22 protein-coding genes are annotated in these 26,739 nt (G+C 72.6%); 12 read left to right on the forward strand and 10 right to left on the reverse strand.

The genetic code is table 11. The features are described 5' to 3' along the window. Positions 1–167: 167 nt before the first annotated feature. The 8 genes from ACFWYS_RS36510 to ACFWYS_RS36545 all read left to right on the forward strand — a co-directional run bounded on the left by ACFWYS_RS36510 (position 168) and on the right by ACFWYS_RS36545 (position 10,395). A complete protein-coding gene (locus ACFWYS_RS36510) occupies positions 168–1,550 on the forward strand; it encodes an L-serine ammonia-lyase (protein ID WP_384778516.1) in 1,383 nt (460 codons plus the stop codon). A gap of 97 nt (positions 1,551–1,647) precedes the next feature. Beyond that, positions 1,648–2,514: a formate dehydrogenase accessory sulfurtransferase FdhD gene (gene fdhD, locus ACFWYS_RS36515; RefSeq protein WP_384778519.1), complete on the forward strand. Its 867-nt coding sequence runs from the start codon at positions 1,648–1,650 to the stop codon at positions 2,512–2,514. A gap of 86 nt (positions 2,515–2,600) precedes the next feature. Beyond that, a complete protein-coding gene (mshA, locus tag ACFWYS_RS36520; protein WP_384778740.1) occupies positions 2,601–3,938 on the forward strand; it encodes a D-inositol-3-phosphate glycosyltransferase in 1,338 nt (445 codons plus the stop codon). Between the two features lie 235 nt (positions 3,939–4,173). Next, positions 4,174–4,893, forward strand: coding sequence for a hypothetical protein (locus ACFWYS_RS36525; RefSeq protein ID WP_384778522.1), 720 nt, complete (start codon positions 4,174–4,176; stop codon positions 4,891–4,893). Beyond that, positions 4,890–5,432, forward strand: coding sequence for a SixA phosphatase family protein (locus tag ACFWYS_RS36530; RefSeq protein WP_384778525.1), 543 nt, complete (start codon positions 4,890–4,892; stop codon positions 5,430–5,432). Before ACFWYS_RS36525 ends, ACFWYS_RS36530 begins: the two co-directional genes overlap by 4 nt. Before the next feature lie 47 nt (positions 5,433–5,479). Beyond that, positions 5,480–6,106 carry a YigZ family protein gene (locus ACFWYS_RS36535; protein ID WP_384778528.1) on the forward strand — a complete coding sequence of 209 codons (627 nt, stop codon included), beginning with the start codon at positions 5,480–5,482 and terminating at the stop codon, positions 6,104–6,106. 69 nt (positions 6,107–6,175) lie between these two features. Beyond that, on the forward strand, positions 6,176–7,339 hold the full coding sequence (locus tag ACFWYS_RS36540; RefSeq protein WP_384778531.1) for an exonuclease SbcCD subunit D: 1,164 nt from the start codon (positions 6,176–6,178) through the stop codon (positions 7,337–7,339). Then, positions 7,336–10,395: an AAA family ATPase gene (locus tag ACFWYS_RS36545; RefSeq protein ID WP_384778534.1), complete on the forward strand. Its 3,060-nt coding sequence runs from the start codon at positions 7,336–7,338 to the stop codon at positions 10,393–10,395. The genes ACFWYS_RS36540 and ACFWYS_RS36545 overlap by 4 nt, the downstream gene beginning before the upstream one ends. Positions 10,396–10,418: 23 nt before the next feature. Here ACFWYS_RS36545 and ACFWYS_RS36550 read toward each other — a convergent pair whose 3' ends face one another. From ACFWYS_RS36550 to ACFWYS_RS36565, 4 genes are all read right to left on the reverse strand, one after another. After that, positions 10,419–11,153: a hypothetical protein gene (locus tag ACFWYS_RS36550; protein WP_384778537.1), complete on the reverse strand. Its 735-nt coding sequence runs from the start codon at positions 11,151–11,153 to the stop codon at positions 10,419–10,421. 74 nt (positions 11,154–11,227) lie between these two features. Continuing rightward, positions 11,228–12,178 carry a hypothetical protein gene (locus ACFWYS_RS36555; RefSeq protein WP_384778541.1) on the reverse strand — a complete coding sequence of 317 codons (951 nt, stop codon included), beginning with the start codon at positions 12,176–12,178 and terminating at the stop codon, positions 11,228–11,230. Positions 12,179–12,200: 22 nt separating this feature from the next. After that, the gene (locus ACFWYS_RS36560) at positions 12,201–12,620 is read right to left on the reverse strand and encodes a hypothetical protein (protein ID WP_384778544.1); all 420 of its coding nucleotides are present in this window, start codon (positions 12,618–12,620) and stop codon (positions 12,201–12,203) included. 489 nt (positions 12,621–13,109) lie between these two features. Further along, positions 13,110–13,556, reverse strand: coding sequence for an Lrp/AsnC family transcriptional regulator (locus tag ACFWYS_RS36565; protein ID WP_272123088.1), 447 nt, complete (start codon positions 13,554–13,556; stop codon positions 13,110–13,112). Between the two features lie 94 nt (positions 13,557–13,650). Here ACFWYS_RS36565 and ACFWYS_RS36570 point away from each other — a divergent pair, with 94 nt between their 5' ends. The 3 genes from ACFWYS_RS36570 (at position 13,651) to ACFWYS_RS36580 (ending at position 15,777) form a co-directional block, all read left to right on the forward strand. Then, a complete protein-coding gene (locus tag ACFWYS_RS36570; protein ID WP_384778548.1) occupies positions 13,651–14,175 on the forward strand; it encodes a rhodanese-like domain-containing protein in 525 nt (174 codons plus the stop codon). A gap of 56 nt (positions 14,176–14,231) precedes the next feature. Then, positions 14,232–14,747: an immunity 21 family protein gene (locus ACFWYS_RS36575; protein ID WP_384778551.1), complete on the forward strand. Its 516-nt coding sequence runs from the start codon at positions 14,232–14,234 to the stop codon at positions 14,745–14,747. Between the two features lie 196 nt (positions 14,748–14,943). Next, positions 14,944–15,777 carry an SDR family oxidoreductase gene (locus ACFWYS_RS36580; RefSeq protein ID WP_384778553.1) on the forward strand — a complete coding sequence of 278 codons (834 nt, stop codon included), beginning with the start codon at positions 14,944–14,946 and terminating at the stop codon, positions 15,775–15,777. Here the strand turns inward: ACFWYS_RS36580 and ACFWYS_RS36585 are convergent, their stop codons facing one another. Together ACFWYS_RS36585 and ACFWYS_RS36590 are read right to left on the reverse strand one after the other, a co-directional pair. Then, positions 15,778–17,466, reverse strand: coding sequence for a DUF885 domain-containing protein (locus ACFWYS_RS36585; protein ID WP_384778556.1), 1,689 nt, complete (start codon positions 17,464–17,466; stop codon positions 15,778–15,780). A gap of 64 nt (positions 17,467–17,530) precedes the next feature. Further along, positions 17,531–18,037, reverse strand: coding sequence for an Lrp/AsnC family transcriptional regulator (locus tag ACFWYS_RS36590; RefSeq protein WP_384778559.1), 507 nt, complete (start codon positions 18,035–18,037; stop codon positions 17,531–17,533). Positions 18,038–18,130: 93 nt separating this feature from the next. On the opposite strand from ACFWYS_RS36590, the gene ACFWYS_RS36595 reads away from it, so the two are divergent. Beyond that, positions 18,131–19,357, forward strand: coding sequence for a trans-sulfuration enzyme family protein (locus ACFWYS_RS36595; protein ID WP_384778743.1), 1,227 nt, complete (start codon positions 18,131–18,133; stop codon positions 19,355–19,357). 20 nt (positions 19,358–19,377) lie between these two features. On the opposite strand, the gene ACFWYS_RS36600 is transcribed toward ACFWYS_RS36595, so the two are convergent. The 4 genes from ACFWYS_RS36600 to ACFWYS_RS36615 all read right to left on the reverse strand — a co-directional run bounded on the left by ACFWYS_RS36600 (position 19,378) and on the right by ACFWYS_RS36615 (position 26,687). Beyond that, complete coding sequence (locus ACFWYS_RS36600; RefSeq protein WP_384778562.1) at positions 19,378–20,790, reverse strand: GNAT family N-acetyltransferase; 1,413 nt, start codon at positions 20,788–20,790, stop codon at positions 19,378–19,380. 119 nt (positions 20,791–20,909) lie between these two features. Continuing rightward, on the reverse strand, positions 20,910–23,561 hold the full coding sequence (locus ACFWYS_RS36605) for a DUF6493 family protein (protein WP_384778565.1): 2,652 nt from the start codon (positions 23,559–23,561) through the stop codon (positions 20,910–20,912). After that, positions 23,561–24,967 carry an SWIM zinc finger family protein gene (locus ACFWYS_RS36610; RefSeq protein ID WP_384778568.1) on the reverse strand — a complete coding sequence of 469 codons (1,407 nt, stop codon included), beginning with the start codon at positions 24,965–24,967 and terminating at the stop codon, positions 23,561–23,563. Before ACFWYS_RS36610 ends, ACFWYS_RS36605 begins: the two co-directional genes overlap by 1 nt. Positions 24,968–25,112: 145 nt before the next feature. Continuing rightward, entirely contained in the window at positions 25,113–26,687 is a 1,575-nt protein-coding gene (locus ACFWYS_RS36615; RefSeq protein WP_384778571.1) for an alkaline phosphatase D family protein, read from the reverse strand. Positions 26,688–26,739: the final 52 nt, after the last annotated feature.

Consider the following 26,739-nt stretch of genomic DNA (forward strand, 5'->3'; position numbering starts at 1 on the left):
TCATCGCCCAGACACTCAAGCCGTCCTACGACGCCGCCTCGCTCAAGGCCCGGGTCAAGGCCCTGGCCGACAAGCACCCGCTGTACCCCGGTCTGTGACCGGCAACCTCCCCGCAGGGGCGTGCCCGTGACCGCTCGGCACGCCCCGCCAATCCACCGGAGTATGGCGTGGCAATCAGCGTCTTCGACCTGTTCTCCATAGGCATCGGCCCGTCCAGCTCGCACACCGTCGGCCCGATGCGCGCCGCCGCGATGTTCGTCGCCCGGCTGAAGCAGGACGGCGTGCTGGCCCAGACCACCGCTGTCCGGGCGGAGTTGTTCGGCTCCCTCGGCGCCACCGGCCACGGCCACGGCACGCCCAAGGCGGTGCTGCTCGGCCTGGAGGGCAACCAGCCGCACACGGTCGATGTCGCCCAGGCCGACCTGGACGTCGAGCGGATCCGCGGTACCGGGCGCATCCGCCTGCTCGGCGCCGAGATCGGCCCGGCCCACGAGATCGACTTCGACGCCTCGACCCAGCTGGTCCTGCACCGTAGGCGCGCGCTGCCGTACCACGCCAACGGCATGATCCTCTTCGCGTACGACGCCGACGGGGTGCCGCTGCTGGAGAAGACGTACTACTCGGTGGGCGGCGGCTTCGTGGTCGACGAGGACGCGGTCGGCGCGGACCGCATCAAGCCCGACGACACCGTGCCGGCCCATCCGTTCAGCACCGGCGACGAACTGCTGCGCCTGACGAAGGAGACCGGCCTGTCGATCTCCGCGCTGATGCTGGAGAACGAGAAGGCGTGGCGCACCGAGCAGGAGATCCGCGCGGGTCTGCTGGAGATCTGGCGGGTCATGGAGGCCTGCGTCGGACGGGGGCTGGGGCGCGAGGGCATTCTCCCCGGCGGTCTGAAGGTCCGTCGGCGAGCCGCGGCGGCGGCCCGGGCCCTGCGCAGCGAGGGCGACCCGGCGGGCCGCGCCATGGAATGGGTGACCCTCTACGCGATGGCCGTGAACGAGGAGAACGCGGCGGGCGGCCGAGTCGTCACCGCCCCGACGAACGGCGCGGCCGGCATCATCCCCGCCGTCCTGCACTACTTCCTCGACTTCGTGCCGGGCGCCGACGAGGACGGCATCGTCCGCTTCCTGCTCGCGGCGGGCGCGATCGGCATGCTCTTCAAGGAGAACGCGTCCATCTCCGGCGCCGAGGTCGGCTGCCAGGGCGAGGTCGGCTCCGCCTGCTCGATGGCCGCCGGAGGTCTCGCCGAGGTCCTCGGCGGCAGTCCCGAACAGGTCGAGAACGCCGCCGAGATCGGCATGGAGCACAACCTCGGCCTCACCTGCGACCCCGTCGGCGGCCTCGTCCAGATCCCGTGCATCGAGCGCAACGGCATGGCCGCTGTCAAGGCCGTGACCGCCGCCCGGATGGCCCTGCGCGGCGACGGCAGGCACCACGTCTCCCTCGACAAGGTCATCAAGACCATGAAGGAGACCGGCGCCGACATGAAGGTCAAGTACAAGGAGACCGCCCGCGGCGGCCTCGCCGTCAACGTCATCGAGTGCTGAGGAAGAAGGCCGGCTGAGGCCCGGGCACCGGCCGTCGGGGTTGACGCCCCAGGTGCGGAGGGGGAACGACGTCCACGGAAAGAACCGGGAGTGGGACATGGGACGGGTCACCGAGCGACGGCGCGTCGTGCGCATCCGGGACGGCGCGTCGAGCACGCGACCGGACACCCTGGTGGCTGAGGAGCCACTGGAGATCCGGCTCGGCGGCAAGCCACTGGCCATCACCATGCGCACCCCCGGGGACGACTTCGCGCTCGCCGCCGGATTCCTGGTGAGCGAGGGCGTCGTGGCCCGGGCCGTGGACGTGGCCAGCATCGTGTACTGCGCCGGTGCCACCCAGGACGGCTCGAACACCTACAACGTCGTCGACGTACAACTCGCCCCCGGCGTACCGCTGCCCGACATCACGCTGGAGCGGAACGTGTACACCACGTCCTCCTGCGGCCTGTGCGGCAAGGCCAGCCTGGACGCCGTACGGACCACCGCACGGTGGCCGATCGCCGACACACCCCCGGTCCGGGTCACCCCCGAGCTGCTGGCCGCCCTGCCCGGCCGGCTCCGGGCCGCGCAGCGGGTGTTCGACCGCACCGGTGGGCTGCATGCCGCCGGATTGTTCTCGCCCGAGGGCGAGCTGCTGGACCTGCGGGAGGACGTCGGCCGGCACAACGCCGTCGACAAGCTGATCGGCCGCGCACTGCAGGCGGGCCGACTGCCGTTGTCCCGCAGCATTCTGCTGGTGTCCGGGCGGGCGTCCTTCGAGCTGGCACAGAAGGCCGTCATGGCGGGCATCCCGGTGCTGGCGGCCGTCTCGGCGCCGTCCTCCCTCGCCGTGGACCTGGCGGCGGAGACGGGACTGACGCTCGTCGGATTCCTGCGCGGCGACTCCATGAACGTGTACGCGGGCGAGCAGCGCATCGACCTGCGGGCCGGAGCCGGAGCCATGGCCGGAGGGCCGGCGAGGTGAGCCAGTACCTGACCGGGCTCGAAGAGCGCCACGACAGCCGCGCCCACGACAGCCGCGCCCACGACAGCCGCGCCCACGGCAGCACCCTGCTCGGCCCGCCCCGGCCCCGGCCGCCCGACGCCCGCCACCGGCCTCGCCGTGTCGCCATGCTCAGCGTGCACACCTCACCGCTGCACCAGCCCGGAACGGGCGACGCGGGCGGCATGAACGTCTACATCGTGGAGCTCGCCAAGTGCCTCGCCGCCATCGGCATCGAGGTGGAGATCTTCACCCGCGCCACGTCCGCCGCGCTCGCGCCCCGCGTCGAACTCGCCCCCGGCGTTCTGGTCCGGCACGTGGCCGCGGGCCCGTACGAAGGTCTGGCCAAGGAGGATCTGCCCGCCCAGCTCTGCGCCTTCGCGCACGGCGTCACCCAGGCCTGGGCGGGCCACCGCCCGGGCCACTACGACCTGGTCCACTCCCACTACTGGCTCTCCGGCCACGTCGGCCGGCTCACCGCCGAGCGCTGGGGCGTTCCGCTCGTGCACGCCATGCACACCATGGCCAAGGTCAAGAACGCCAACCTGGCCGACGGCGACACCCCCGAGCCCGCCGCCCGCGTGCTCGGCGAGAGCCAAGTCGTACGGGCCGCCGACCGGTTGATAGCCAACACCGAGAAGGAAGCGGCCGAACTGCTGCGCCACTACGACGCCGACGCCGGCCGGGTCGCCGTCGTCCACCCCGGCGTCGACCTGGAGCGCTTCCGCCCCGACGCCCGCGGTGTCCAGGCCGGACGGGCGGCGGCACGATCCCGCCTCGGCCTCCCGCAGGACGCGCTGATCCCCCTGTTCGTGGGCCGCATACAGCCGTTGAAGGCACCGGACGTCCTCCTCCTGGCGGTGGCCCGGCTGCTGGAGGAGCGGCCGTGGCTGCGGGAGAGGCTCGTGGCGCCGGTCGTGGGCGGGCCCAGCGGCAGCGGCCTGGCCAGACCGGAAGGACTGCAGAAACTGGCGGCCCGCCTCGGCATCTCGGACGTCGTACTGTTCCGGCCACCGGTCGGCCAGGACCGGCTCGCCGACTGGTACCGGGCGGCGTCCGTGCTGGTCATGCCGTCCCACAGCGAGTCCTTCGGCCTGGTGGCCGTCGAGGCACAGGCCTGTGGCACCCCGGTGATCGCCGCGGCGGTCGGTGGCCTGCCGGTGGCCGTACGGGACGGGGCCAGCGGCGTGCTCGTACCCGGGCACGATCCGGCGGACTACGCGCGTGCCCTGTACGGCTTCGCCGCCGACCCGGCCCGCTCCGCCCGGATGAGCGAGGCCGCGGTCCGGCACGCCCGCTCCTTCGGCTGGGCCAGGGCCGCGGCGGCCACGGCGGACGTGTACACGGCGGCGCTGCTGCGACGAGGCCGCGGCTCGCGCGCGGTCGGCGAGGAACAACTCCGTTAACGTCCGGCCGTCGTGGCCCGAACTGCTGTCCGGGCGGGCCGGTGCGCAGTACCGTGCGGGCAGTCCGTACGGCAGGGGGTGGCGATGCCCGGGTACGACATACGCGTCGTGCGTGTCCGTGGGCCGTACAACCATGGATGACCAGCGAACTCCCGGCACACCCGGCCCTCGCCACGATGTCCGGAAACCGGGCCGGAAGGCTGCGGACGGCGGCCCGTCCGCCTACGCTCGCTCCGTGCTGCGCATCATCGACGCCCGAACCGGCGAGCCCGTCGACGCCGCCCCCGCCCGCCGGGGCCTGACCCGGATCGAAGCGCATACGGAGGGCTTCGACGTCACCGCCCTGCGGATACTGCTGGTCGCCGATCTCCTCGTCCGCGCCCTGGAACTAGGCGGTACGCCCGTCTGGGCGCTGCTCGACGAGGAGCAACGGCAGGCGGAGCTCCGGGCCGGCGCCGCCGCCCTCGGTATCCGGCCCTTCGAGGACGGCCGGGACGCCGCGTCGGGACTGGGCGAGGCACAGGTCATCCACGTCGTACGCGAGGAAGGTGCCGAGCCCGACGGGGTGCGGGTCGCCGTCGCCCCCGTGCACTCGGAGGCACCCCCCGAGGAGGCCGACCCCGCCGCCCTGCGCCTCGCGCTGCTCTCCCGGCGCAGAAGCGTGCCCGTACGGCTCGACACGGCCGCCCTCGCCGACGCCCACGACACCCTCGCGCGCTGGCGCCGCGCCGTCGCCGGCTGGGCACAGCGGCCGTCACGGCCCATCCCCGACGAGGTGAAGACAGAACTGCGCACCGCCTGGGAGGACGACCTCGACGTACCCGGCGTCCTGGGCGTCCTGCGCTGGGTGGAGACCGCGCCGGACCTGCCGGACGGCGCCCGCTTCGAGACTTACGCCTATGCCGACCGCCTCCTCGGCCTCGACCTCACCCGCGACCTGGGAGCCCCGGCATGACCGGCCGTATCGGAAACGGCCCGCTGCGCCGTCTGGTCGTCCTCAGGCATGCCAAGTCCGCCTGGCCGGAGGGCGTCGCCGACCACGACCGCCCGCTCGCCCCGCGCGGCCACCGCGACGCCCCGGTCGCGGGCCGGATGCTCGCCGACGCCGACTGTCTGCCGGACCTCGCGCTCTGCTCGACGGCCGCACGCGCGCGTGCCACCTGGGAGCTGGCGTCCGCCCAATGGGGCACACCGCCGCCGGTGCACCTCGATCCGCGCGTGTACGCGGCCGACGTGCCCGAACTGCTGGAGGTCGTGCACGACGTGCCCCCCGAGGTGGAGACCCTGCTCCTGGTCGGCCACAACCCGGGTCTGGAGGAGCTCGTCCTCGCCCTCGCCGGGGACGGCCTCGACGACACCCTGGACCAGGTCCGCACGAAGTTCCCGACCTCGGCGATCGCCGTACTGGCCTGGCACGGCACCACCTGGAAGGCCCTGGCACCGGGCTCGGCGCTGCTGACGGACATGATGGTGGCCCGCGGCCGCAAGAAGTGAACGCCTCCCGCGCGGGCGCCCGTGGGCGCTGCGCATAGGCTGGCGGGATGCAGGACGAGTACCGCACAGTCGCCCACGCGGGCGTGCACGAGACCGAGGTCAACCGCTCACGCTTCCTCTGTGCGCTCGCCCCGGCCGCCACCGAGCAGGAGGCCCAGGACTTCATCGCCGCCGTCCGCAAGGAGCACGCGGACGCCACCCACAACTGCTGGGCCTACGTCATCGGCGCCGACGCCGCGGTCCAGAAGGCGAGCGACGACGGCGAACCGGGCGGCACGGCCGGCGTCCCGATGCTCCAGATGCTGCTGCGCCGCGACATGCGCTACGTCGTCGCCGTCGTCACCCGCTACTACGGCGGCGTCAAGCTCGGCGCGGGCGGCCTCATCCGGGCCTACGGCGGAGCCGTCGGCGAGGCGCTGGACACACTCGGCACCCTCACCCGGCGCCGGTTCCGGCTGGCCACGGTGACCGTCGACCACCAACGTGCCGGCAAGGTGCAGAACGACCTGAGGTCGACCGGGCGCGAGGTGCGGGACGTGCGGTACGCGGAGGAGGTCACCATCGAGGTCGGGCTGCCGGACGCCGACGTGGAGGCGTTCCGGGCGTGGCTCGCGGACGTGACGGCGGGGTCGGCCGGGTTCGAGCTCGGGGGAGAGGCGTACGGGGACGCGTGACCGGTCAAGTCGGGCCGATACGGGAGTAACCGCCCGTGCTGTCAGACCCGGCCGTTAGTCTCGGGGATCATGAGGCTGCTGCACACTTCCGACTGGCATCTCGGCCGGGCGTTCCACCGGGTCAACATGCTCGGGGCCCAGACCGGGTTCATCGGTCATCTCGTCACGACCGTGCGTGAGCGCGGCGTGGACGCGGTGGTCGTGTCGGGAGACGTGTACGACCGGGCGGTGCCGCCCCTCGCCGCCGTCGAGCTGTTCGACGACGCCCTGCACCGGCTCGCCGACCTCGGCGTGCCGACGGTGATGATCTCCGGCAACCACGACTCGGCACGCCGACTCGGCGTGGGGGCCGGGCTGATCGGCCGCGCCGGTATCCATCTGCGGACCGAGCCGTCCGCGTGCGGCACGCCCGTCGTGCTCCAGGACGACTTCGGCGACGTGGCCTTCTACGGTCTGCCCTATCTCGAACCCGCCCTGGTGAAGGACGAGTTCGGGGTCGAGAAGCCCGGCCACGAGGCCGTGCTCGCCGCCGCCATGGACCGGGTGCGCGCCGACCTCGCCACACGCGCGCGTGGCACGCGGTCGGTCGTCCTCGCGCACGCCTTCGTCACCGGGGGAGAGGCCAGCGACAGCGAGCGGGACATCACCGTCGGCGGGGTGGCCGCGGTGCCCGCCGGGGTCTTCGACGGCGTCGACTACGCGGCGCTCGGCCATCTGCACGGCTGCCAGACCATCACCGACCGCGTCCGCTACTCGGGTTCCCCGCTGCCGTACTCCTTCTCCGAGGCCGACCACCGCAAGAGCATGTGGCTCGTCGACCTGGACGCCGACGGCGCGGTCACGGCCGAGCGCGTCGACTGCCCGGTGCCGCGTGCGCTGGCCCGGATCCGCGGGACGCTGGAGGAACTGCTCGCCGATCCCGGGCTCGCCCGGCACGAGGAGGCGTGGGTCGAGGCCACCCTCACGGACGCGGTGCGCCCGGCGGACCCCATGGCCCGCCTCACCGAACGCTTCCCGCACACCCTCAGCCTCGTCTTCGCCTCCGAGCGGACACCCGACGACCCCGACGTGTCCTATGCGCGGCGGCTCGCGGGCCGCAGCGACCAGGAGATCGCGGAGGACTTCGTCGCGCATGTGCGCGGGGCCGGACCCGACGCACACGAACAGGGCGTGCTGCGGGACGCGTTCGACACGGTGCGGGCCGAGGACGCCGTGCGGGAGGTGGCCCGGTGAGGCTGCACCGCCTCGACATGACGGCGTTCGGACCCTTCGGCGGCTCCCAGAGCGTCGACTTCGACGCGCTGTCCACGGCCGGGCTCTTCCTGCTGCACGGCCCCACCGGCGCCGGCAAGACCTCCGTCCTCGACGCCGTCTGCTACGCGCTCTACGGCTCCGTGCCGGGCGCCCGGCAGACCGGCCAGGGCGGCATGAACCTGCGCAGCGACCATTCCGCGCCCGGCACACGTACGGAGATCCGCCTCGAACTCACCGTCGCGGGGCGCCGGTTGGAGATCACCCGGCAGCCGCCCTGGGAACGCCCGAAGAAGCGCGGCTTGGGCACGACGCTCGACAAGGCGCAGAGCTGGCTGCGCGAGTACGACGCCCAGGCCGCGACCTGGAAGGACCTCAGCCGCTCCCACCAGGAGATCGGCGAGGAGGTCACCCAGCTGCTCGGCATGAGCCGGGAGCAGTTCTGCCAGGTCGTGCTGCTGCCCCAGGGAGACTTCGCGCGCTTCCTGCGCGCGGACGCCGAGGCCCGCGGCAAGCTGCTCGGCCGTCTCTTCGACACCCACCGTTTCGCCGAGGTCGAGAAGCGCCTCGCCGAGCGCCGCCGGGCCGCCGAGGCCCAGGTGCGGGACGGCGATGCCGCGCTGCTGGCCGACGCGCACCGCATGCAGCAGGCGGCGGGCGACGCCATGCGGCTGCCCGACCTCGCACCGGGCGAGCCCGGCCTGGCCGAGGCCGTCCTCGGCGCCGCCGCGGTCGCCCGCAGCACCGCCCGCGAGCAGCTGACCGTCGCCCACTGCCGCCTCCTGGCCGCCGAGTCCGCCCAGGCCGCCGCCGACCGTGCCCTGGCCGACGTACGCGAGGTGGCCCGGTTGCAGCGGCGGTTCGCCGAGGCGCGGGAGCGGGCGCGGCTGCTGGAGGAGCGGGCCGACGCCCACCGTGAGGCACAGGCGCGCATGGAGCGGTCCCGCAAGGCCGAGATGGTGGCACCGGCCCTGGAGCTGTGGGAGGCGGCCGACGCCGAGCACCGCCGGGCGGCCGAGGCGCAGGCACGCACGCGTGTCCAGCTACGGGAAGCCTTCTCCGACTCCGACTCCGACTCCGACGAGGGCATGGGGCTCGGCCTCGGCGGCGACCGACGCGACTTCGGGGCGCTTCCGGCGGAGCGCTTGGCGGCCGCCGGGCGTCGGGCCGCCGAGGAGCTGGGCGGGCTGGAGTCGGCGCGGCGTGCCGAGCAGCGGTTGGCCGGCCTCGTGGCGGAGCGCGCGGACCTGGACCGGCAGGAGCGGGCGGACGACGACGTCCTCCAGGAGGCGGAGACCTGGCTGGCCGGGTGGGAGACGACCCGCTCGGGGCTCCACACCCGCATCGAGTCCGCGCAGGAGGCGGCCGGGCAGGCCGAGCAGCTCGCCGTACAGCGCGATCCCGCGCAGCGCAGGCTCAGGGCGGCCCGGCAGCGGGACCAGTTCGCCGGTGACACGGACGCCGCCCAGCGGCGGGCGCTGGAATCGGCCGAGCGCGCGGTGCGGGCCCGTGCCCACTGGCTCGACCTCAAGGAACAGCGGCTGAACGGCATCGCCGCCGAGCTGGCGGCGAACCTCACCGACGGCGAGCCCTGCGCCGTCTGCGGAGCCACCGAACACCCGGCTCCCGCCCGCAAGGTAGCGGGGCACGTCGACCGCGAGGCGGAGGAGCGCGCCCTCGCCGCCTACCAGCGGGCCGAGGAGGAGCGCACCGAGGACGAACGGCGCCTGGGCCTCGTACGAGAGGCGCTGGCCGCGGCGACCGCGGAGGCCGGGGACGCGCCGACCGGGCAACTCGCCCGGGAAATGGAGGAGTTGGAGCGGCGGTTCACCCAGGCCCGTCGCGCCGCCTCCGGGCTGCATGCCGCGAACGAGGAGCTGCGTCACGCGGAACAGGAGTACGAGCGGCGCAGCGCCGCCCGGCAGGAGGCCGCCGTCAGAGCCGCCTCCCGGGTGGGCCATCGAGAGCGGCTGGACCGCGAACGGGCCACCCTGGAGGAGGAGTTGGCCGCAGCACGCGGCGCCGCCGGCAGTGTGGCCGCGCGGGCCGCGCAGCTGGAGCGGCAGGTCGCGCTGCTCACCGACGCCGCCGATGGCGCGCGCCTGGCCGAGGACACCGCCCAGCGACTCAAGGACGCCGACGCCCGGCTGGCCGACGCCGCCTTCCGCGCGGGCTTCGACACCCCGACGGCCGCGGCCGCAGCCCTCCTCGACGACGCCGCCCACCGTGAGCTCCAACGGCGGCTGGACGCCTGGCAGTCCGAGGAGGCCGCCGTACGCGCCGTCCTCGCCGAGGCCGACACCGCGGCCGCGGCCCAGCGGCCCCCGGCCGACATCGCGACCGCGGAGCGAGGGGCGGCCACCGCGGCCCAGCGGGCCCGCGACGCCGCCTCCGCGCGCGACGCGTCCGACCGGCGCTGCACCGACCTCGACCGGCTGTCCGCCCGGGCGGCGACGGCCGTACGCCAACTCGCCCCGCTGCGCGAGGAGTACGACCGCGTCGCCCGCCTCGCCACACTCACCGCCGGCACCTCGGCGGACAACGAACGCAAGATGCGCCTGGAGTCGTATGTGCTGGCGGCCCGGCTGGAACAGGTCGCCGCCGCCGCGACCGCACGGCTGCAACGCATGTCGTCCGGCCGCTACACCCTCGTCCACTCCGACGACCGCACCGGCCGTGGCCGCAGCGGACTCGGGCTGCATGTGGTCGACGCCTGGACCGGCCGAGAACGGGACACGGCGACCCTCTCGGGCGGCGAGACCTTCTTCGCCTCCCTCGCCCTCGCTCTCGGCCTCGCGGACGTCGTCACCGACGAGGCCGGCGGGGTCCGCCTCGACACACTCTTCATCGACGAGGGCTTCGGCAGCCTCGACGACCAGACCCTCGACGAGGTCCTCGACGTCCTCGACTCACTGCGCGAACGCGACCGCAGCGTCGGCATCGTCAGCCATGTCGCCGATCTGCGGCGGCGGATCCATGCGCAGCTGGAGGTCGTGAAGGGGAGATCGGGGTCGGTGCTGCGGCAGCGGGGGCACTGAGGCGGGCCGCCGCACGGCCCGTCTCAGGGTTGCTCGTTTCTGGACACTTCGTAGTAATCGGCCGTGGCCAGTTCGAGTTGGAAGACCATGCCGTACTGCTTGCGCAGGGCGGCGACCGTCTTGGCCTTCGGCTCCAGTACGCACCGGGTCACAGGGGGATCGTTCTGCGTGCAGGCATCCGGCTCTTGAACCGTTCGGTGGGAGTTCCGGTCGCGCAGGGGATCCCAGGACAGGGTCTGACTCGGGTCGGACAGTTGTGTCGGCTCCTCCGAGTCGGCGCCGATCGGGTTCGGTCCCTTCCCCCGGTAGTAGGCGACGAGGTGATCACGGAAGTCGTCATGGCCGAAAGTGATCAGGGAGCCGGTGCGGTCTCCTTCGTCCAGCACGCTGTCGAGGAGGTTCCCCATCTGCTTCGGACCGGCACCGTAGTAGGCGGTGACACGCAGCGAGCATTTGATCTTGAACGGGTCGTAGCCGTCCGGGTCGAACACCTGCTTGGCTTCCCCCTTGAGGCAGACATCGCGGACGACGACCAGGCCGAGGGTCAGCGGGGTGCGGTCCGCGTAGGCCCGGGCGACCGCTCGAAGGCGTTCCTCCGTGTCCTGCCGTGCCTTGACGGCCTGGGGGCTGCCGGCGAGCTCGCGGGCTTCCTCCTGGCTGACCGCCCGGTCTTCGGACGAGCAGGCGGAGACCGCCAGCACCAGGATCGTCAGGAGACTCCCCAGCACGGTCGTGGTTCGCCGACGGCTCCTCGGCATGGCACTCCTCTTCTCCAGAATGTCTACTCCGTGCCGGTGCCAGGCAGAACGCGAGGCACACGGCGCGACAGGGCTCAGGATGCCAGGACTGAGCCGGCCTTCACCTTGATCGCGGAGTTGAGGGCTCGGCGCTTGGCGAGTTCCGCGCCATGGGTGCCGATCAGCGTGCGCTGGATCCCGGACTCGGCGTCGTGCCACACGGAGACGAGACCGGTCGTGGCCTTGCAGGCGGTGTCCGCGACCGCGACCTTCTTCTCCGCCGCTCCGGCGGTGTCGCCGGTGAAGGAGGGGTCGTTGTTCGCGTCGATCGGGGACTTGTAGGTGAGGCCCTTCGAGGCCATGCACGCCGACCAGTCGGCGAAGACCGCCTTGACCTCCGGGGCGTTCAGGGACTGCTCGTAGGACTGGCCGTCCAGTTCGTCGACCAGTGTGTCATCGAGGTAGAGGCCGCTCTGCCCGCCGGTCAGCTGGTCGAGAGCCTGGCCGTAGCAGCCGCCCTCCGGAATCGCCTCACCGGTTCCGGTCGCTCGGACCTTCTTGGGCGCGCCGCCCGCGACCTCGGGGGAGACGCCGTCGAGTGCGGCTTCCTCCGCCGCGGTGAACTGCGGTTCCGCACCGCCGATCACGGCGGCGCCACGGGCACCCCGGGCGAAGTCGGGTCGGTAGCCGCTGCGTTCGGCGTCCTGCTGGTCGTAGGTGCCGTAACGCACGTCCTCGTGTTCCTCGATCTGCTCGGCGGTACCGGCGGAGGGCATGAAATCGAAGGAGGTGAAGCCGATGCCCTTCATGCAGGACGTGGTGATTTTCCACAGCGCCTGCTGGCTTCTCTCGTATTCGACAGGGCTGAGCCGGTAGGTGTCGAGGGGGAGGCTCATCTCGGCGACCATCCGGGCGGGAGCACCCTGAACTCGCTCTCCCGCACGAGGGTGTTCGGCGGAGGAATTGGTGGCCTGGCCGGAACACGCGGAGAGCGTGAGCGCTCCCACGGCAAGGGCGACGATCGGCACGGTCTTGATCACACGCATGGACAGGGAATCCTTCCCGGAGTCAGTGGCCGCTGCCGTCTTCGTGGCGGGGGTACCAGTTCGTGGAGGAGTTCTTGTTCTTCAGTGCGGAGCTGAGGTTCTTGCGCCCCTGCGGCTTGAGCGAGTTGAAGGGGCCCTTCCACCAGCGGTCGCGGTGCACGCAGAACGCGGTGTTGCGGGTGCGGGAGTCCCAGGACGCGGCGTGGTCCTCGACCTTCTGCCGTGAGCCGGGACCGGTGTTGGGCGCGAAGATCTGCGCGTCCAGGTTCGCGCCGCCGTTGTAGATCGTGGCGACGGCTCCCTGCTGGTCGGAGTTGTAGTAGAAGCAGGCCTGCCGGTCGTTGCAGCGCCTCGTCGGAGCGGCATCGGCCGGAGCGGTCACGGCGACGGACGCGGCGATGACCCCGACGGCCAATAGCGATACGGACACACGTTTTGACACAGAGGCTCCTGTGTGTGGGGAGGAGGAAGGAAACCGTCGCGGCTTCGGTCGGTAACGGAAGAGGCAACGGAAGAGGCGACGGAGAAGGAAATGGAAGGCCTCGGAAACGGCAGCGAGAATTACGCCGGAATCAACGGCGGCGAAAGATCGCGCAGAACGGAAAGCCCCCCTCGGACGGCGCGTCCGGGAGAGGCAGGCAGATAAAGGGCGTCCCCCCGACGCGTAAGACCAGCCGTAGGACGGATGGTTGGTCGGTTCCATTCGTCTACGGCGGAGTCACTCTAGACACAGCGTTAACACGCCGGTCAAGTGAGAAGCTGTGGCCGGGCTGGGCCTGTCTGGAAAGTGGTTTCCGGTCATCGGGGGATCCGGAATGCGCGGACAGGCCATGCGGCCCAGGGTTACCTGTGTGGTTCCCGTGAAGCGGAGGGGAGGCCGGGTGGGGGATGGCGGCGCGCGTGGCCAATTCTCAGCCCCGTCGCGGCCCTCTCACTGGCCCAGCGGGCGGCGGAGCAGCGGTGAGGAGTAGACGACGCTCGTCGTCACCGAGCCCAGGGTGCCGATCTTGCCGGAGATCTCCTCCAGGTGCCGCATCGAGCGGGCCGCGACCTTGATGACGAAGCAGTCGTCGCCGGTGACGTGATGAGCCTCCAGGATCTCGGGCGTGGTGGCGACCAGGTCATGGAAAGGCTTGTAGTTGCCGGTCGGGTACCTCAGGCGCACGAAGGCCAGGATCGGCAGTCCCAGCCGGTCGGGGTCGACGACCGCGGCGTACCCCTGGATGACGCCCGCCTCCTCCAGCCGCCGCACCCGTTCCGTGACCGCGCTCGCGGACATGGAGACGGCGCGGGCCAGCTCGGCGAAGCTGGCGCGGCCTTCGCGCTGGAGGACGTCGAGTATGCGCCAGTCGGTGGCGTCCGGGGAAAACGCGGTCATGGGCGAGAGATAGCAGGGAAATCACCGGTGAATCAAGAGGTGAGCCGTGGATCGCCCCTTCAGCGGATGGATCAGCGGCCATAGATTTCTGGTCATGACGACTACTGCGCCCAGCACCAGCACCCCTTCCGCCACCGCCCACAGGGCCGGTGCCGCCGCCAACCCCGTTCTGCGCGTCGCCCCCGCCGCCCCGGCCGAGGCCGCCGCCTACTTCCGGGCGAGCCTCGCCTTCCACGCGGACGTCTCCGACGTCGCCGCGGCGCTCGCCTCCGGCGGTGACCCCGGGTTCGTCGTCGTGGACTCCCGCTCCACCGAGTCCTGGGACCAGGGCCACATCCCGGGCGCGATCCACCTCCCCACCGCCCTCATCCCCGAGCAGGCCGAGCAGCTCCTCGACAAGTCCGTGCCCGTCGTGACGTACTGCTGGGGCCCCGGCTGCAACGGCGCGACCCGTGCCGCACTCGCCCTCGCCGAACTCGGCTACCAGGTCAAGGAGATGCTCGGCGGCTTCGAGTACTGGGCACGGGAGGGTTTCGAGTTCGAGACCTGGCAGGACCGTGAGCGCCGGGCGCCCGACCCGCTGACGGCTCCGGTGGACGCGGACAACTGCGGCTGCTGAGGCCTGGTTGGTCATGGTGAGCCGGTGACGCTCCGGGGCGTGTAGGTTCTGCTGCCATGGTGCGATACGCGAAACCGGGCGCGGTGGAATGGGTGGAGTCGGGCGGCGGCCCCCTGATCGCGGTACCGGAGACGGTGCTGCCGTTCTGGGCGGGCGCCGACGGCGACGAGACGGCGTCCGACTACGACCGTGCCTGTGAGGTCGACGGGTCCGTCGGGCTCCTGCCCGTCGGGGACTGCGCGGCCCTGGTGTTCGGCGACGACCCCGCGTCCACCTCGTATCTGCCCGACCACGGCGTCTTCGTACGGTGGTGCGCGGCCGACTCCGAGGCGGAACTGCTGGCCCGCGTTCCGGCAGCCCTCACCACGGCGGACTGGGGACACGAGGTGCGCTGGAAGGTGCCCGGCACGGTGATCCTGTTCGACTCGGCCTGGCCGGGACCGGAGACCGAGCGGACCGAGCATCTGCGGGTCACCCTGGAGCCGGGCGCGTACGCCGTCCGCGCCGCCCAGGTGCAGCCCGGACCCGAGACCTGGCTGGGGCTGGTCCAGCTCAGACGGCTGCCGCAGTGAACCGATGGCTGCCGCGCTGAGCTGATGGCCTCCGCGCTGAGCTGAGCTGATGGCTGCCGCGCCGAGTCGATGGCTGCCGCACTGAACCAACGGCTGTTGTATCGAACCGCCGGGGCCGCGCGAACGATCGTCGGCCCCCGCACCTGTGCGAAAACCAGGTGCGCTGCACCCCGGCCGTTCCCCATCATGATCTGCTGTGCCCCGACTCCCGCACCCCACCCCCGAAGACCTCCGCCGAGACCCCCTGCCCCTGCGCGGCCGCACCGCCCTGGTCACCGGGGCCAGCAGACGGGGCGGCATCGGTCACGCCGTGGCCCGGCGGCTCGCCTCGTACGGGGCGAGTGTCTATCTGCACCACCATGTGCCGCACGACGCCGCCATGCCCTGGGGAGCCGACCGGCCCGAGGACGTCGTCGCCTCCGTGCGCGAGGCACTCGGTGACCCGGATGCCCAGGTCCTCGCCGGTCCCGGCGACCTCTCCGACCCGGCCGCGCCCGCCGAACTGATCGCCACGTCCGCCGCGGCGCTCGGCGGACGGCTCGACATCCTGATCGCCAACCACGCGCTGAGCGGCTCCGACGGCACCCTCGACGAGATCGACGCCACGATGCTCGACGCCCACTGGGCGGTCGACACCCGCTCGGTCGTCCTGCTCGTCCAGGCCCACGCCCGGCTGCGACGGGCCGGCCCCGGTGGACGTGTCGTGATGATGACCTCGGGCCAGGACATCGCGGGCGGCATGCCCGGTGAGCTCGCCTACGCCCTCCAGAAGGGCGCCCTCGCCTCGGTCACCCGCTCGCTGTCGACCGCGCTGGCAGAGCGGGGCATCACGGTGAACACGGTCAACCCCGGCCCGGTGGACACGGATTACCTGACCGGTGAGGCGTACGAGGTGGTCGCGTCCCGCTTCCCCGCCGGCCGATGGGGCATGCCCGACGATCCCGCCCGCCTCATCGCCTGGCTGGCGACGGACGAGGCGGGCTGGATCACCGGACAGGTCATCGACTCCGAGGGAGGCTTCCGCCGCTGATCACAGGGCGGCCAGCTCGTCCACCAGGTCGTCCAGGCCCAGGGACCCCTGCGACAGGGCCGCCATGTGCCAGGCCTTGAGGTCGAAGGCGTCGCCGTGCCGCTCGCGCGCCCGGTCGCGGCCCAGCAGCCACGCCCGCTCGCCCAGCTTGTAGCCGATGGCCTGGCCCGGGATCGTCAGATACCGGGTCAGCTCGCTCTCCACGAAGTCCGCCGGGCGGCTGCTGTGCGCGCCGAAGAACTCCTGCGCCAGCTCCGGAGTCCAGCGCTCGCCCGGGTGGAACGGGGAGTCGGCCGGGATCTCCAGCTCCAGGTGCATACCGATGTCGACGATCACCCGGGCCGCCCGCATCATCTGCGCGTCCAGGTAGCCGATCCGGTGCTCCGCGTCGGTGAGGAAGCCCAGCTCGTCCATGAGCCGCTCCGCGTAGAGCGCCCAGCCCTCGCAGTTGGCGCTGACATGGCCGATGGTGGCCTGGTAGCGGGAGAGGCTCTGCGCGACGTACGTCCACTGCGCGAGCTGGAGATGATGACCCGGCACACCCTCGTGGTACCAGGTCGAGACCAGGTCGTAGGCCGGGAACCGGGTCTGGCCCATCGTCGGCAGCCAGGTACGGCCCGGGCGGGAGAAGTCCTCCGACGGGGGCGTGTAGTACGGCGCCGCCGCACCGCCGGGGGGCGCGATGCACGACTCCACCTTGCGGACCGGCTCGGCGAGTTCGAAGTGCGTGCCGTCCAGCTTCTCGATCGCCTCGTCCATCAGGCTCTGGAGCCAGTCACGGACCTCGTCGACGCCGTCGATGTGCCGGCCGTGCTCGTCGAGGTGCGCCAGCGCCACCCACGGCGTCGCCGCGCCGGGCAGGATCTTCTCGGCTTCCTTCTTCATCTCGCCGAGCAGCCGGTGGTACTCGGACCAGCCGTACGCGTACGCCTCGTCCAGGTCGAGGTCCGTGCCGTTGAAGTAGCGCGCGCAGCGGGCGTAGCGCTCGCGGCCCACCGTGTTCGGCGCGCCCTCGATCGCCGGCGCGTACACATCGCGCATCCAGTCCCGCAGCTCCACCACGGAGGCCGTCGCCCCGCGGGCGGCCTCGTCCAGCTCCGCGCGCAGCGAGTCGGGGCCGGCCGACGCGAAGTCCTCGAACCAGCCGCGCCCCTCACCGGTGTCCGCCCACTCGGTGAGCTGTTCGACGAAGGTGGCGGTCGGGCGGGGGGCCGCGTACAGCTTGCGCTCCAGCCCCAGCGCGAGCGCCTCGCGGTAGCCCGCGTACGCGGCCGGCACCGCCCGCAGCCGCTCGGCGATCGCCGCCCAGTCCTCGTCGGACTCGTTCGGCGTGACGGTGAAGACCTCGCGCACCGAGTGCGCCGGCGTGGCCAGGTTGCCGACCGAGCGCAGGCCCTCGTCGGCCTCGTGCACGGCCAGCTCCGCGGTCAGCCGCTCGCGCAGCAGCCGCCCGCAGCGGCGCTCGATGTCACTGTCCGCGCCGGGGCGGCGCTCGGCCTCGTCGAGCCGGGCGAGCGTGTCCCGCTGAAGCTGCGCGAGGGCCGCCTGGCCCGTGGGCGAGAGGTCCGGGAGCTTGCTGGAACTCTCCTTCACGCCGAGATACGTACCGGTGATCGGGTCGAGGGCGATGAGCTCGTCGACATAGGTGTCGGCGACCTCACGGGGCAGCGGGCTCTTGGTCTGTGACATGCGGACCATCCTCATACGGCGACCGGTGCCGCGTCAGCCCGCTTTCTCCGGCCGTTGTCCCAAGTCAGCCCGATTTCGCTGAGGGCTTGTTCCCCGGCGCGTCGGGTGGCAGAAGCGGCCCGCAGTCCCACTGCTGGAAGATCAGCCGCGTCTCCACCCGCGCCACTTCGCGGTGGGCGGTGAAATCATCCAGCACCAGCCGCTGCAGGTCAGCCATGTCGGCGACCGCGACATGCACGAGATAGTCGTCCGGCCCGGTGAGATGGAAGACGGTCAGCGACTCCGGCAACGCCCGGATCCGCTCCACGAAGGGCCCCACCAGTTCCCGCCGATGCGGCCTGACCTGCACGGACAGCAGCGCCTGAAGCCCACGGCCCAGCTTGGCCGGATCCAGCCGCAGCTGATGACCGAGGATCACGCCCGAACGGCGCAGCCGTGTCACCCGGTCCAGACACGTCGACGGCGCGATGCCGATCTGCGCGGCGAGGTCGCGGTAAGTGGTCCGGGCGTCGTTCTGCAGGAGCCGCAGCAGATGCAGATCGACCGGGTCCAGTACGACAGATTCGGCCATTGGCCGAACGTAACACGGTGGGTCTCCGCCAGAACCCGGCCGATGTTCACTCTTCCGCCCATGGACCCAGCGAGCAGGGAGGCATACGAGGGTATGCACGGGTACGACGACGCACGCACCGCATCCAGGGCACTGGCCACCGAGGCCGTGCACGCCGGCCGCGACGACCTGGCCCGGCAGGGGCTGCACGCCCCGCCGATCGACCTGTCCACCACTTATCCCTCGTACGACAGCCGCGGCGAGGCCGCCCGCATCGACGCGTTCGCCACGACCGGCGCCGAGCCGGACGGCCCGCCCGTGTACGGGCGCCTCGGCAACCCCACCGTCGCCCGCTTCGAGACGGCCCTGGCCCGTCTGGAGGGCACCGAGGCGGCGGTCGCCTTCGCCAGCGGGATGGCGGCGCTGAGCGCGGTCCTCCTCGCCCGGGCCTCGATGAGCCTGCGCCACGTCGTCGCCGTACGCCCCCTGTACGGCTGCAGCGACCACCTGCTCACCGCCGGACTGCTGGGCTCGGAGGTGACCTGGACCGACCCGGCCGGGATCGCGGAGGCGCTGCGTCCCGACACCGGCCTGGTCATGGTCGAGTCCCCGGCGAATCCCACGCTCGCCGAGGTCGACCTGCGAGCGGTGGCGCACGCCTGCGGCTCGGTACCGCTGCTCGCCGACAACACCTTCGCCACACCGGTGCTCCAGCGCCCCGCCGAGCACGGCGCACGGCTGGTGCTGCACAGCGCCACCAAGTACCTCGGCGGGCACGGGGACGTGATGGCCGGCGTGGTCGCCTGCGACGAGGAGTTCGCCGGGCTGCTGCGGCAGGTCCGCTTCGCGACGGGCGGCGTCCTGCACCCGCTCGCCGGGTATTTGCTGCTGCGCGGCCTGTCCACCCTGCCGATACGGGTCCGGGCCGCCTCCGCGACCGCCGCCGAACTGGCCGGCCGCCTCGCCGCCGACCCGCGCGTCGCCCGCGTCCACTACCCCCGTATCGGCGGCGCGATGATCGCCTTCGAGGTCCACGACGACCCGCACGAGGTCATAGCCGCCGTCCGCCTGATCACCCCCGCCGTAAGCCTGGGCAGCGTCGACACCCTCATCCAGCACCCCGCGTCCATCAGCCACCGCATAGTGGACGAGAACGACCGCCGGGGCGCCGGAGTGAGCGACAGGCTGCTACGGATGTCGGTGGGCTTGGAGGACGTGGACGACCTGTGGGCTGACTTGGACGCCGCACTACAGCGCCCCGAAAGGGGCGCGGGGCTGTATCGACAGGCGGCTCCGCCGCGGGGCGCGACCAGCCACAGCGCACCCGCAGCCGCCAGATAGCCCACAGCCCCCCACGGCGCCTAGGCCTTCCCCAACTCACCCGCACTGGACAGCCGCTCCGCAACCGTCTCTTCCAGCGGAGCATCCAGCCGGGCAGTGATGACCAGGGTCCCCTCCTCGATCTGATAGTCGAGGGGGAGCCCCAGCCCCCGCATCGCCGCAACCATCCCCGTGTTGGACGCCTGCGTCACGGCATACACACTCGCGCACCCCGCATCAACAGCCATCCCCACCAGCCTGCGCAGCAACTCCGTGCCGATGCCCCGCCGCTGCCACGCGTCCTCCACGAGCAGCGCGACCTCCGTCTCGTCCCCGTCCCACAGCAGATGTCCGAGCCCGACGACCCGCCCCGACGCGGTCTGCACGGCGATCGTCCGCCCGAAGCGGGGACTGAGCAGATGGCTCAGGTACCGGTCGGCGTCACCGAACGGCCCGTGGTACCGCATCCCGAGCGTCCGCGCCGAGCACCGCTCGTGCATCTCCTTCGCGGCCTCCAGATCGCCGGTGTCCGCGCGGCGCACGGTGATGTCGTTGCCCTCGGGCAGCGTCAGCACGTCCTGGCTGCGCGGCACGCGCGGGCCCAGCCGGGCGTCCAGCTCCACCAGCGCCCGGGCCCGCGCGAACTCGGTCGGCGTGAACGCCAGATACGGCCGCTCCACGGTGATCACTCCGCCTTCCGGCGCCCGCAGCCGCATCACGGTGTCCTCAAGGACCCCCTCCACGGGTACCGGCTCCGGCCCCCGGCCACCCCCGGCCGGCACGGCGGGCAGCGACCGGATGGTGCACCGGCCCAGCAACTGCCGCAGCGCCAACGGCAGTTCCGCCGCGTCCAGGGCGGTACGGGTGGCAAGCCCCAGCACCCGGGTCGGCGCGTCCACCAGGTCATGGGCGTCGGCCCGCTCGATCCAGGTCCCGGCACCCCCGGCCACCGAGACCGCACGGGTGATCTCGGCCGCCGTGAGCCCGCCGGGCGCCCGCAGCAGGAACTCGTCCACCGTGCCCTCGGCCAGCGGATGTGTCTGCAGGCTCAGGATGTCCACCCGCAGTCCGGCGAGCGCCGCGCACAGCGCGGCCAGCGACCCCGGCTCGTCCTGCACCGTCGTCCGCATCCGCCACAGCGCACTCGTCCCGGACGCCGTCGCGGTCGCCTCTCCCGACGGCCCGGCCTGCTCCTCGGAGCGCGGCCGGGCACCGGTATCAGCGGTCGGGGGTGCGTGACCGTGGCGGCGTGCCCACCATGTGTGGAACCCCGCGGTGACGACCAGCACGGCCGCCGAGACCAGCAGCAGCTCCGGTCCGTCGGGCCCGTGCCCGACCAGGTTCGCTACGGCGTCGGCCACCGCCACCGCCGTGAAGAGCGCGGCGAGCTCGATGACGTCACGCCGCCAGTGGTGTACGGGACGGCCGTGCTTCGCTCGTGTCACATCAGACATGTCTCGACTCATGCAGCCACTGTGAAGGAAAGGTGTTGCGTGATCACGAACGCTTTGTGACCGGGCGGTAAAGAGCCATTATGTCCAATTTGAGTTCCCCCTCCGTTGTTCCGGGTCTGTCAGGCGGCCAGTCCCTCCGCCAGTGCGCTGCGCAGCCGCCGGGCCTGGGTCACGAGCCGGGACGAACCCGGGCGGTCAGCCGCCCTCGCCAGATGCGGCAGCTCCTCGCGTGCCCCCGTCCGTTCGGCGCACTCGGCGGCGACGGCCAGGAGATCCGCCATGCCTCGTGCCGGTGCCGGCCCCGGTGCCTTCGTCCCGCCGGTCGCGAGGTCCGCGAGCAGGACGGGCAGGGTGTGCCGGAGCATCTCCCAGACGGTCGCGTCGGCCCCGGTTGCCGCCGCCGTCCGCACCGACTCCACCAGCCGCGACGGCTTCACGGCCCCGCGCCGCACCAACTGCCCGAGATCTGCGCCCAGCCGGGCCGCGTCGAGCTGCTCGCGCGCCGCCAGCACCAGCAGGGCGTCGACGGCGGCGAGCCGATCCTCCGGATGCCGCGCACCGAGCCCGTACGCCACGGACAGGTGCACGGCCTCACCGGCCTCGCCGCCGGATTCGGCCACGAGCGGGAGTATCGCGGCGGTGCCCCTGGTGTCGTCCACGGCCGCCGTGGAGAAGTCGCGCAGCAGCCTGACCGCGACGAGTTCACGCCGCTCGGGGAGGACGGCGAGCCAGTGCGGCCGTATGTGGTCGTCCCAGTGGTAGCAGTGCCGGCGCTCGCCGTACACGGTCACCGGCCGGCCGAGGGGACGGAACTCCGGTGGGAAGTCCTCCTGCAGTTCCAGGAGTTCACCGCACTCCAGCAGGATGCGCGGGCCGGCGGTCCGACGCCTCGCGGTGGGCAGGGCGGTGCCGTCCGCGGTCAGCCACTTCGCGAGCCGTGTCCCCTCCGCGGTGCCGAGCGCGGCCGCCCGCACCGCTGCTGCCTCGGCTGCCGCAGGGTCGCTGCGCCGCACCCGCAGCAGCGCCTGCGCGAAGTCGGCAGCCGAGACACGCGCGCCCAGACGCCGGTACTCGTCGAGGCGGGCGACGAGTTCGTCCGGCTCCAGCAGGCCGGTGCCCCAGGTGGGGGTGGACAGCAGGAACGGCAGCGGATCCGTACGGATCCGGTACGCCGCCTCCCAGATACGGGTGTTGAAGGCACGGGTGAGCGCACTGTGTACGCACTCGGACCCCGACATCCCGCGCTGGAGCGCGGCGTGCAGAGTGGCGGTGGGGATCTTGTCGAGCAGTGTCGCGAGGATGAGCTCCAGGCGCTGCGGCTGGTGGACGAAGTAGTCGTCCAGCCGGTACTGCGAGCATTCGGCGGTGAGCCACCAGAGTCGGGCGACCACCGGGCCGAGCGCCTCCACCAGGGCGTCCCGGTCCCGGTGGGCATGGCGTACCAGCCCGTCCAGCGTGCGCTCGAAGGTCGCCACGTCCGCGCCGGACGCCAGCAACGCCCCGACCTCTTCGGCGAGTTCGGCCACCGACTCCGGAGCGGGCGCCAGCCGCACGGGCTCGGGCGCCGGGGGCAGCACCTCCTCGTACGGCTCCGGCTCCTCGGGCGCCAAAGTCACCCCGAGGCTCTGGACCGCCCGCGCGCGCAGAACGGGGATCAACTGCCCGGCGGCAGAGGCGAGTTCGTCGCGTACGTCCGAGCTCCGGACCTTGCCGACATGCCGCTCCACCAGCTTGAGGGCCCGCTCCTGCACATCCGAGTCCTGGTGCCCGAAGGCCTGCGCGGCGGCGGGCAGCAGTTCCCCGGCGGTCGCCGGGTCGCGGGCGAGGACCTTGCCCAGCAGGACGAGTTGGGCGCGCACGAGCTTCTTCTCGGTGCGGAAGAGGACGGCGCCCGACATCTCGACCAGCTGCCGCGTGGTCAGGCCGCCGTCGAGGGCGAGGGAGGCGAGCACCGACTGGGCGTGCCCGGCCACGACGGACGCGGCGTCGGCGGCCAGCGCCAGCCAGTCGGCCGTGCGCTCCCGCTGCTCGTCCCGGGTGAGGGCGAACGCCCGCACCATGCGCAGGAACACCCGGTGGTCGGCCGCCGGGCCGCCCCGCAGCAGCCGGGCCAGACAGGCGTCGACCGTCGCCCCGCGGTCCAGGACGCCCTCGGCGGTGAGGTGCGCGAACGCGGCGGTCCAGCTGTCCGGTCCCTCCGCGGCGGTCCAAGCCAGTCGGCTGCCGATGTCGTTCGTCTCGAAGAGCGCCGCCGCGAGCCGAGCGAGGTGCGGGTCCTTGCGCAGCCGGTCCAGGACCGTGTCGCCGCGCTGCCAGACATGCCCGATGTGCTCCACCCATCCGTGCACATAGGCCTCCGTCGTCGGCACCGGGCAGCCGGAGAGCCGTACCAGACCCGCCATCAGCTCGTAGGGCACCCGCGCACTGACCGGCCGCTCGGCGATCCGGTGCGCCACATCGGCGAGCCAGCCGGGGGCCCGGTCGCCCAGGACGTCGATCAGGACGCCCGGTGACGCCGGCCACCACCGCATGTCGGAGGCCGCCAGCCAGCTCGCCACACCCGCCGCACCGGTCTGGCACGCGGCGCCCGCCGCATGCAGCGCGGGATAGGCCCGGCGGGCCTCAGCCGTCCACTGATCCGCCCTCAGCTCCTTGCGCAGGGCCCTCAACTCCGGGAAGAGGACACGCCGTTCGGGGTCGGTCATCCCGTCCAGGAGGCTCACCACCTCGGCCGTCCGCCCCGCCCGCACCGCATCCATCAGTGAACTCATCACGCACCCCCGTCGAGCCGTGCCATGTCCCGCTCCGCCGCGGCGAGCCCGCGCCGCACCATCCGTACCGCCAGCGCGTGCTTGCACGGCCCGCGCCCGCCCCGGTACTTCGCCCACCACAGACAGCTGCAGCTCAGTACCCCCGCCTCGTCACGCACCCGATGCACATGGCCGTCCTCGGCCGTCACCGTCCCGACCGCCCCGTCCAGCGCGACCGCGCCCGCCGCCACCAGTGCCCGGGCCGAGCGCAGCCGCGGATTGTGCCGCTCCGCCCGCTCGGCGTCGTAGGGCAGTTCCCGGTGGAAGTAGGCCGCCTCCGCCGTGTCGTAGCCGACCCGTCCCGAGGTGCCCAGGCGGATCAGCGCCGCCCGGACCCGCGCGGGTGCGAGGCCCGAGGCGGCGGCCAGGTCGGCGACGTCGATGCGGGGCTCCCAGGCGAGGAGCACCGAGATCAGCTCCGCGTCCTCGGCGGCCTCGTCGGCGGCGAGCGCGTCCAGGACGCCGCCCTCGCCGGAGAAACCGCGCGAGGCGTCCGGCGACAGCGTCAGCGTCAGCCGCATGCCGGGCAGGACCGCCTCCCAGGCACTCGCCGTGGCGGCCGCACCGCCGGTGACCGAGGGCCCGTACACCCGCAGTGCCGTGGCATGGCGCAGCACCCGCTGGAGCGCGACCAGCCGCTCCGGTCCCGGCAGGCACACCGCGCCGGGCACCGCGCGCGTCGTCGGCCGCAGCGAGCGCCCCGAGGGCACCACCCACCGCGGTCCGGCCGAGGCACCGCGCCCTGCACCGCGCGGCAGCGCACGCAGGAACCGCACCGCCTCGGCGGCCGGCAGCTCGGCCCGCAGGTCGAAGCCGCCTGCTGTCACCTGCGCCTCCGCGAAGCCCCGCAGCCAGCGGTCCGGGAGCGGCACCTTCTTCTCCACGACCGGCCCGTCCAGCGTGGTCACCGCCAGCTCCTCGGGGCCCACCCGCAGATGGAGCGGGTCGTCCGCGCCGATCCTCGACAGCGCCTCGCGCAGGGGGTTGTTGACGTCGACGTTCGTCGTGCCGTGCCCCACCTCACCGCCGTCCAGGCCCGCCTCCAGCACGTCCAGCCGGGCGTACACCCCGCCGCAGCCGGAGAAGGACTCGAAGCGCAGCCGGTCGCCGTTGCCCGTCACCACCGGATCGAGGGAGGCGCGCAGCTGTGGCTGGTAGTACCGCGCGGCCGCCACGTCGGCCACCGCGAGCAGCCCGCCCGAGGCCACCTGAGGAGCCGTCAGGAAGCCCGCGAAGAACCGCGGATGGTCCTGGACACCCGAGGGCGTCGCACCCCGTGAGGTCTCAAGCCCAAGGCGCTGTCCGCCCGCTGCGGACTCCAGCACGGAGGGTCGGCGATAGGCCACGGCCTGTAGAGATCGCGTCATGGAAAAACCGTAGAGGCGACCACTGACAATCGGCCCTGAGCTGCGAAAACACCCTCTGGGAAGGGGTGTTGGACGGCCCCGTCACCACTGTGCCGCGCACCGGGGGATGACACCGGTGCACGGCACGAGGTCCAGGCTACGGGAGTTACTGACCGACCCGGCCCGGCTGCAGAACCTGCGTGAACAGCACGGTGCCGTCCGCCTCACGCAGCCGCACCGTCAGCTCGCCGCTGCCGCCGTCGATGTCGACCTCGCCGAAGAACTGGTAGCCGCCGGCCGGCGAGACGTTCGCCGTCGTCGGCGCCTTGATGAACACCCGCTCCGGACCGAAGGTGTTGTCCAGGGTGTTCGCCGGGAACCCGCCCGCGTTGAGCGGGCCGGAGACGAACTCCCAGAACGGTTCGAAGTCGGTGAAGGCCGCCCGCGACGGCTGGTAGTGCTGCGCCGAGGTGTAGTGCACGTCCGCGGTCAGCCACACCGTGCCGGTGATCCGGCGGTGCTTGATGAACCGCAGCAGCTCGGCGATCTGCAGCTCCCGCCCCAGCGGAGCCCCGGGGTCGCCCTGCGCGACGGCCTCGATGTTCGGCTTGCCGTCGCCGGTGTCCGGCACCACCAGGCCCAGCGGCATGTCCGAGGCGATCACCTTCCACACCGCCCGGGAGCGGGCCAGCTCGCGCTTGAGCCAGTTCAGCTGCTCGGCGCCGAGGATGCCCTGTGCGTCGGTGGGCTGGTTGTCGGGCGAGTTGGCGTTGCGGTAGGTGCGCATGTCCAGCACGAACACATCGAGCAGCGGACCGTGGTTGACGACGCGGTGGACCCGGCCTTCGGGGCGGCGCAGGGTCGAGACGGGGAAGTACTCAGAGAACGCCTGCCGGGCCCGGGCGGCCAGGACGTCGACGTTCTTCTCCGTGTAGCGGGAGTCGCCGAGGATCTCGCCGGGGTACCAGTTGTTGGTCACCTCGTGGTCGTCCCACTGGATGATGGAGGGGACCTGGGCGTTGAACCGTTTGAGGTTGTCGTCCAGCAGGTTGTAGCGGAAGTTGCCGCGGAACTCGGCCAGCGTCTCGGCGACCTTGGACTTCTCCTCGGTCGTGATGTTCCGCCAGGTGCTGCCGTCGGGCAGGGTGACGGAGGCCGAGATCGGGCCGTCGGCGTAGATGTTGTCGCCGCTGCAGAGGAAGAAGTCCGGGTCCAGCGCGCCCATCGCGTTGTAGATCCGGTAGCCGCCGAACTCCGGGTTGATGCCCCAGCCCTGCCCGGCCAGGTCACCGGACCAGACGAACCGCACCCCGTCGCGCCGCCGCGCGGAGGCCGTACGGAACGTGCCGGTGACCGGCTCGCCGGTGCGGCGCGGGTCGTCCGGGTCGGCGAGCAGCACGCGGTAGTGGATCTGCTCGCCGGACGGCAGCCCGCGCAGCCGGGTCGTACCGGTGAAGTCCGTGTCGGCGCCGAGCAGCGGGCCGTGCCATCTGCGCGCGTCCCGGAACGACTCGGTCGCGGACGTCTCCACGATCATCCGGGCCGGACGGTCGGAGCGCACCCACACCAGCCCCGAGTCGCGGGTCACGTCGCCCGTCTGCACGCCCCAGCCCGCCTTGGGGCGCCCCGACAGGGCGAAGGACGGTGCCGCGCCGAGGGCGGTGGGCAGGGTCAGGGCCGCCGACGCGGCGAGCGAGCCGCGCAGGACGCTGCGACGGCCCGGGGACGGACGGTGTGACATGGAGGCCTCCAGGGACGGGATCCGGCCAGTGTGCAGTGCCACAACTACTGGT

This window comes from Streptomyces sp. NPDC059010 (assembly GCF_042740355.1).
In the GTDB taxonomy this organism is placed as follows: domain Bacteria; phylum Actinomycetota; class Actinomycetes; order Streptomycetales; family Streptomycetaceae; genus Streptomyces.

Coding starts and splice junctions, on each gene's coding strand:
- ACFWYS_RS36615 (WP_384778571.1), bottom strand. CDS start 26,687: ATGTCACACCGTCCGTCCCCGGGCCGTCGCAGCGTCCTGCGCGGCTCG.
- ACFWYS_RS36575 (WP_384778551.1), top strand. CDS start 14,232: ATGGTGCGATACGCGAAACCGGGCGCGGTGGAATGGGTGGAGTCGGGC.
- fdhD (WP_384778519.1), top strand. CDS start 1,648: ATGGGACGGGTCACCGAGCGACGGCGCGTCGTGCGCATCCGGGACGGC.
- ACFWYS_RS36570 (WP_384778548.1), top strand. CDS start 13,651: ATGACGACTACTGCGCCCAGCACCAGCACCCCTTCCGCCACCGCCCAC.
- ACFWYS_RS36585 (WP_384778556.1), bottom strand. CDS start 17,466: ATGTCACAGACCAAGAGCCCGCTGCCCCGTGAGGTCGCCGACACCTAT.
- ACFWYS_RS36550 (WP_384778537.1), bottom strand. CDS start 11,153: ATGCCGAGGAGCCGTCGGCGAACCACGACCGTGCTGGGGAGTCTCCTG.
- ACFWYS_RS36600 (WP_384778562.1), bottom strand. CDS start 20,790: ATGTCTGATGTGACACGAGCGAAGCACGGCCGTCCCGTACACCACTGG.
- ACFWYS_RS36590 (WP_384778559.1), bottom strand. CDS start 18,037: ATGGCCGAATCTGTCGTACTGGACCCGGTCGATCTGCATCTGCTGCGG.
- ACFWYS_RS36535 (WP_384778528.1), top strand. CDS start 5,480: ATGCAGGACGAGTACCGCACAGTCGCCCACGCGGGCGTGCACGAGACC.
- ACFWYS_RS36605 (WP_384778565.1), bottom strand. CDS start 23,561: ATGAGTTCACTGATGGATGCGGTGCGGGCGGGGCGGACGGCCGAGGTG.
- ACFWYS_RS36595 (WP_384778743.1), top strand. CDS start 18,131: ATGCACGGGTACGACGACGCACGCACCGCATCCAGGGCACTGGCCACC.
- ACFWYS_RS36540 (WP_384778531.1), top strand. CDS start 6,176: ATGAGGCTGCTGCACACTTCCGACTGGCATCTCGGCCGGGCGTTCCAC.
- ACFWYS_RS36555 (WP_384778541.1), bottom strand. CDS start 12,178: ATGCGTGTGATCAAGACCGTGCCGATCGTCGCCCTTGCCGTGGGAGCG.
- ACFWYS_RS36530 (WP_384778525.1), top strand. CDS start 4,890: ATGACCGGCCGTATCGGAAACGGCCCGCTGCGCCGTCTGGTCGTCCTC.
- ACFWYS_RS36610 (WP_384778568.1), bottom strand. CDS start 24,967: ATGACGCGATCTCTACAGGCCGTGGCCTATCGCCGACCCTCCGTGCTG.
- ACFWYS_RS36565 (WP_272123088.1), bottom strand. CDS start 13,556: ATGACCGCGTTTTCCCCGGACGCCACCGACTGGCGCATACTCGACGTC.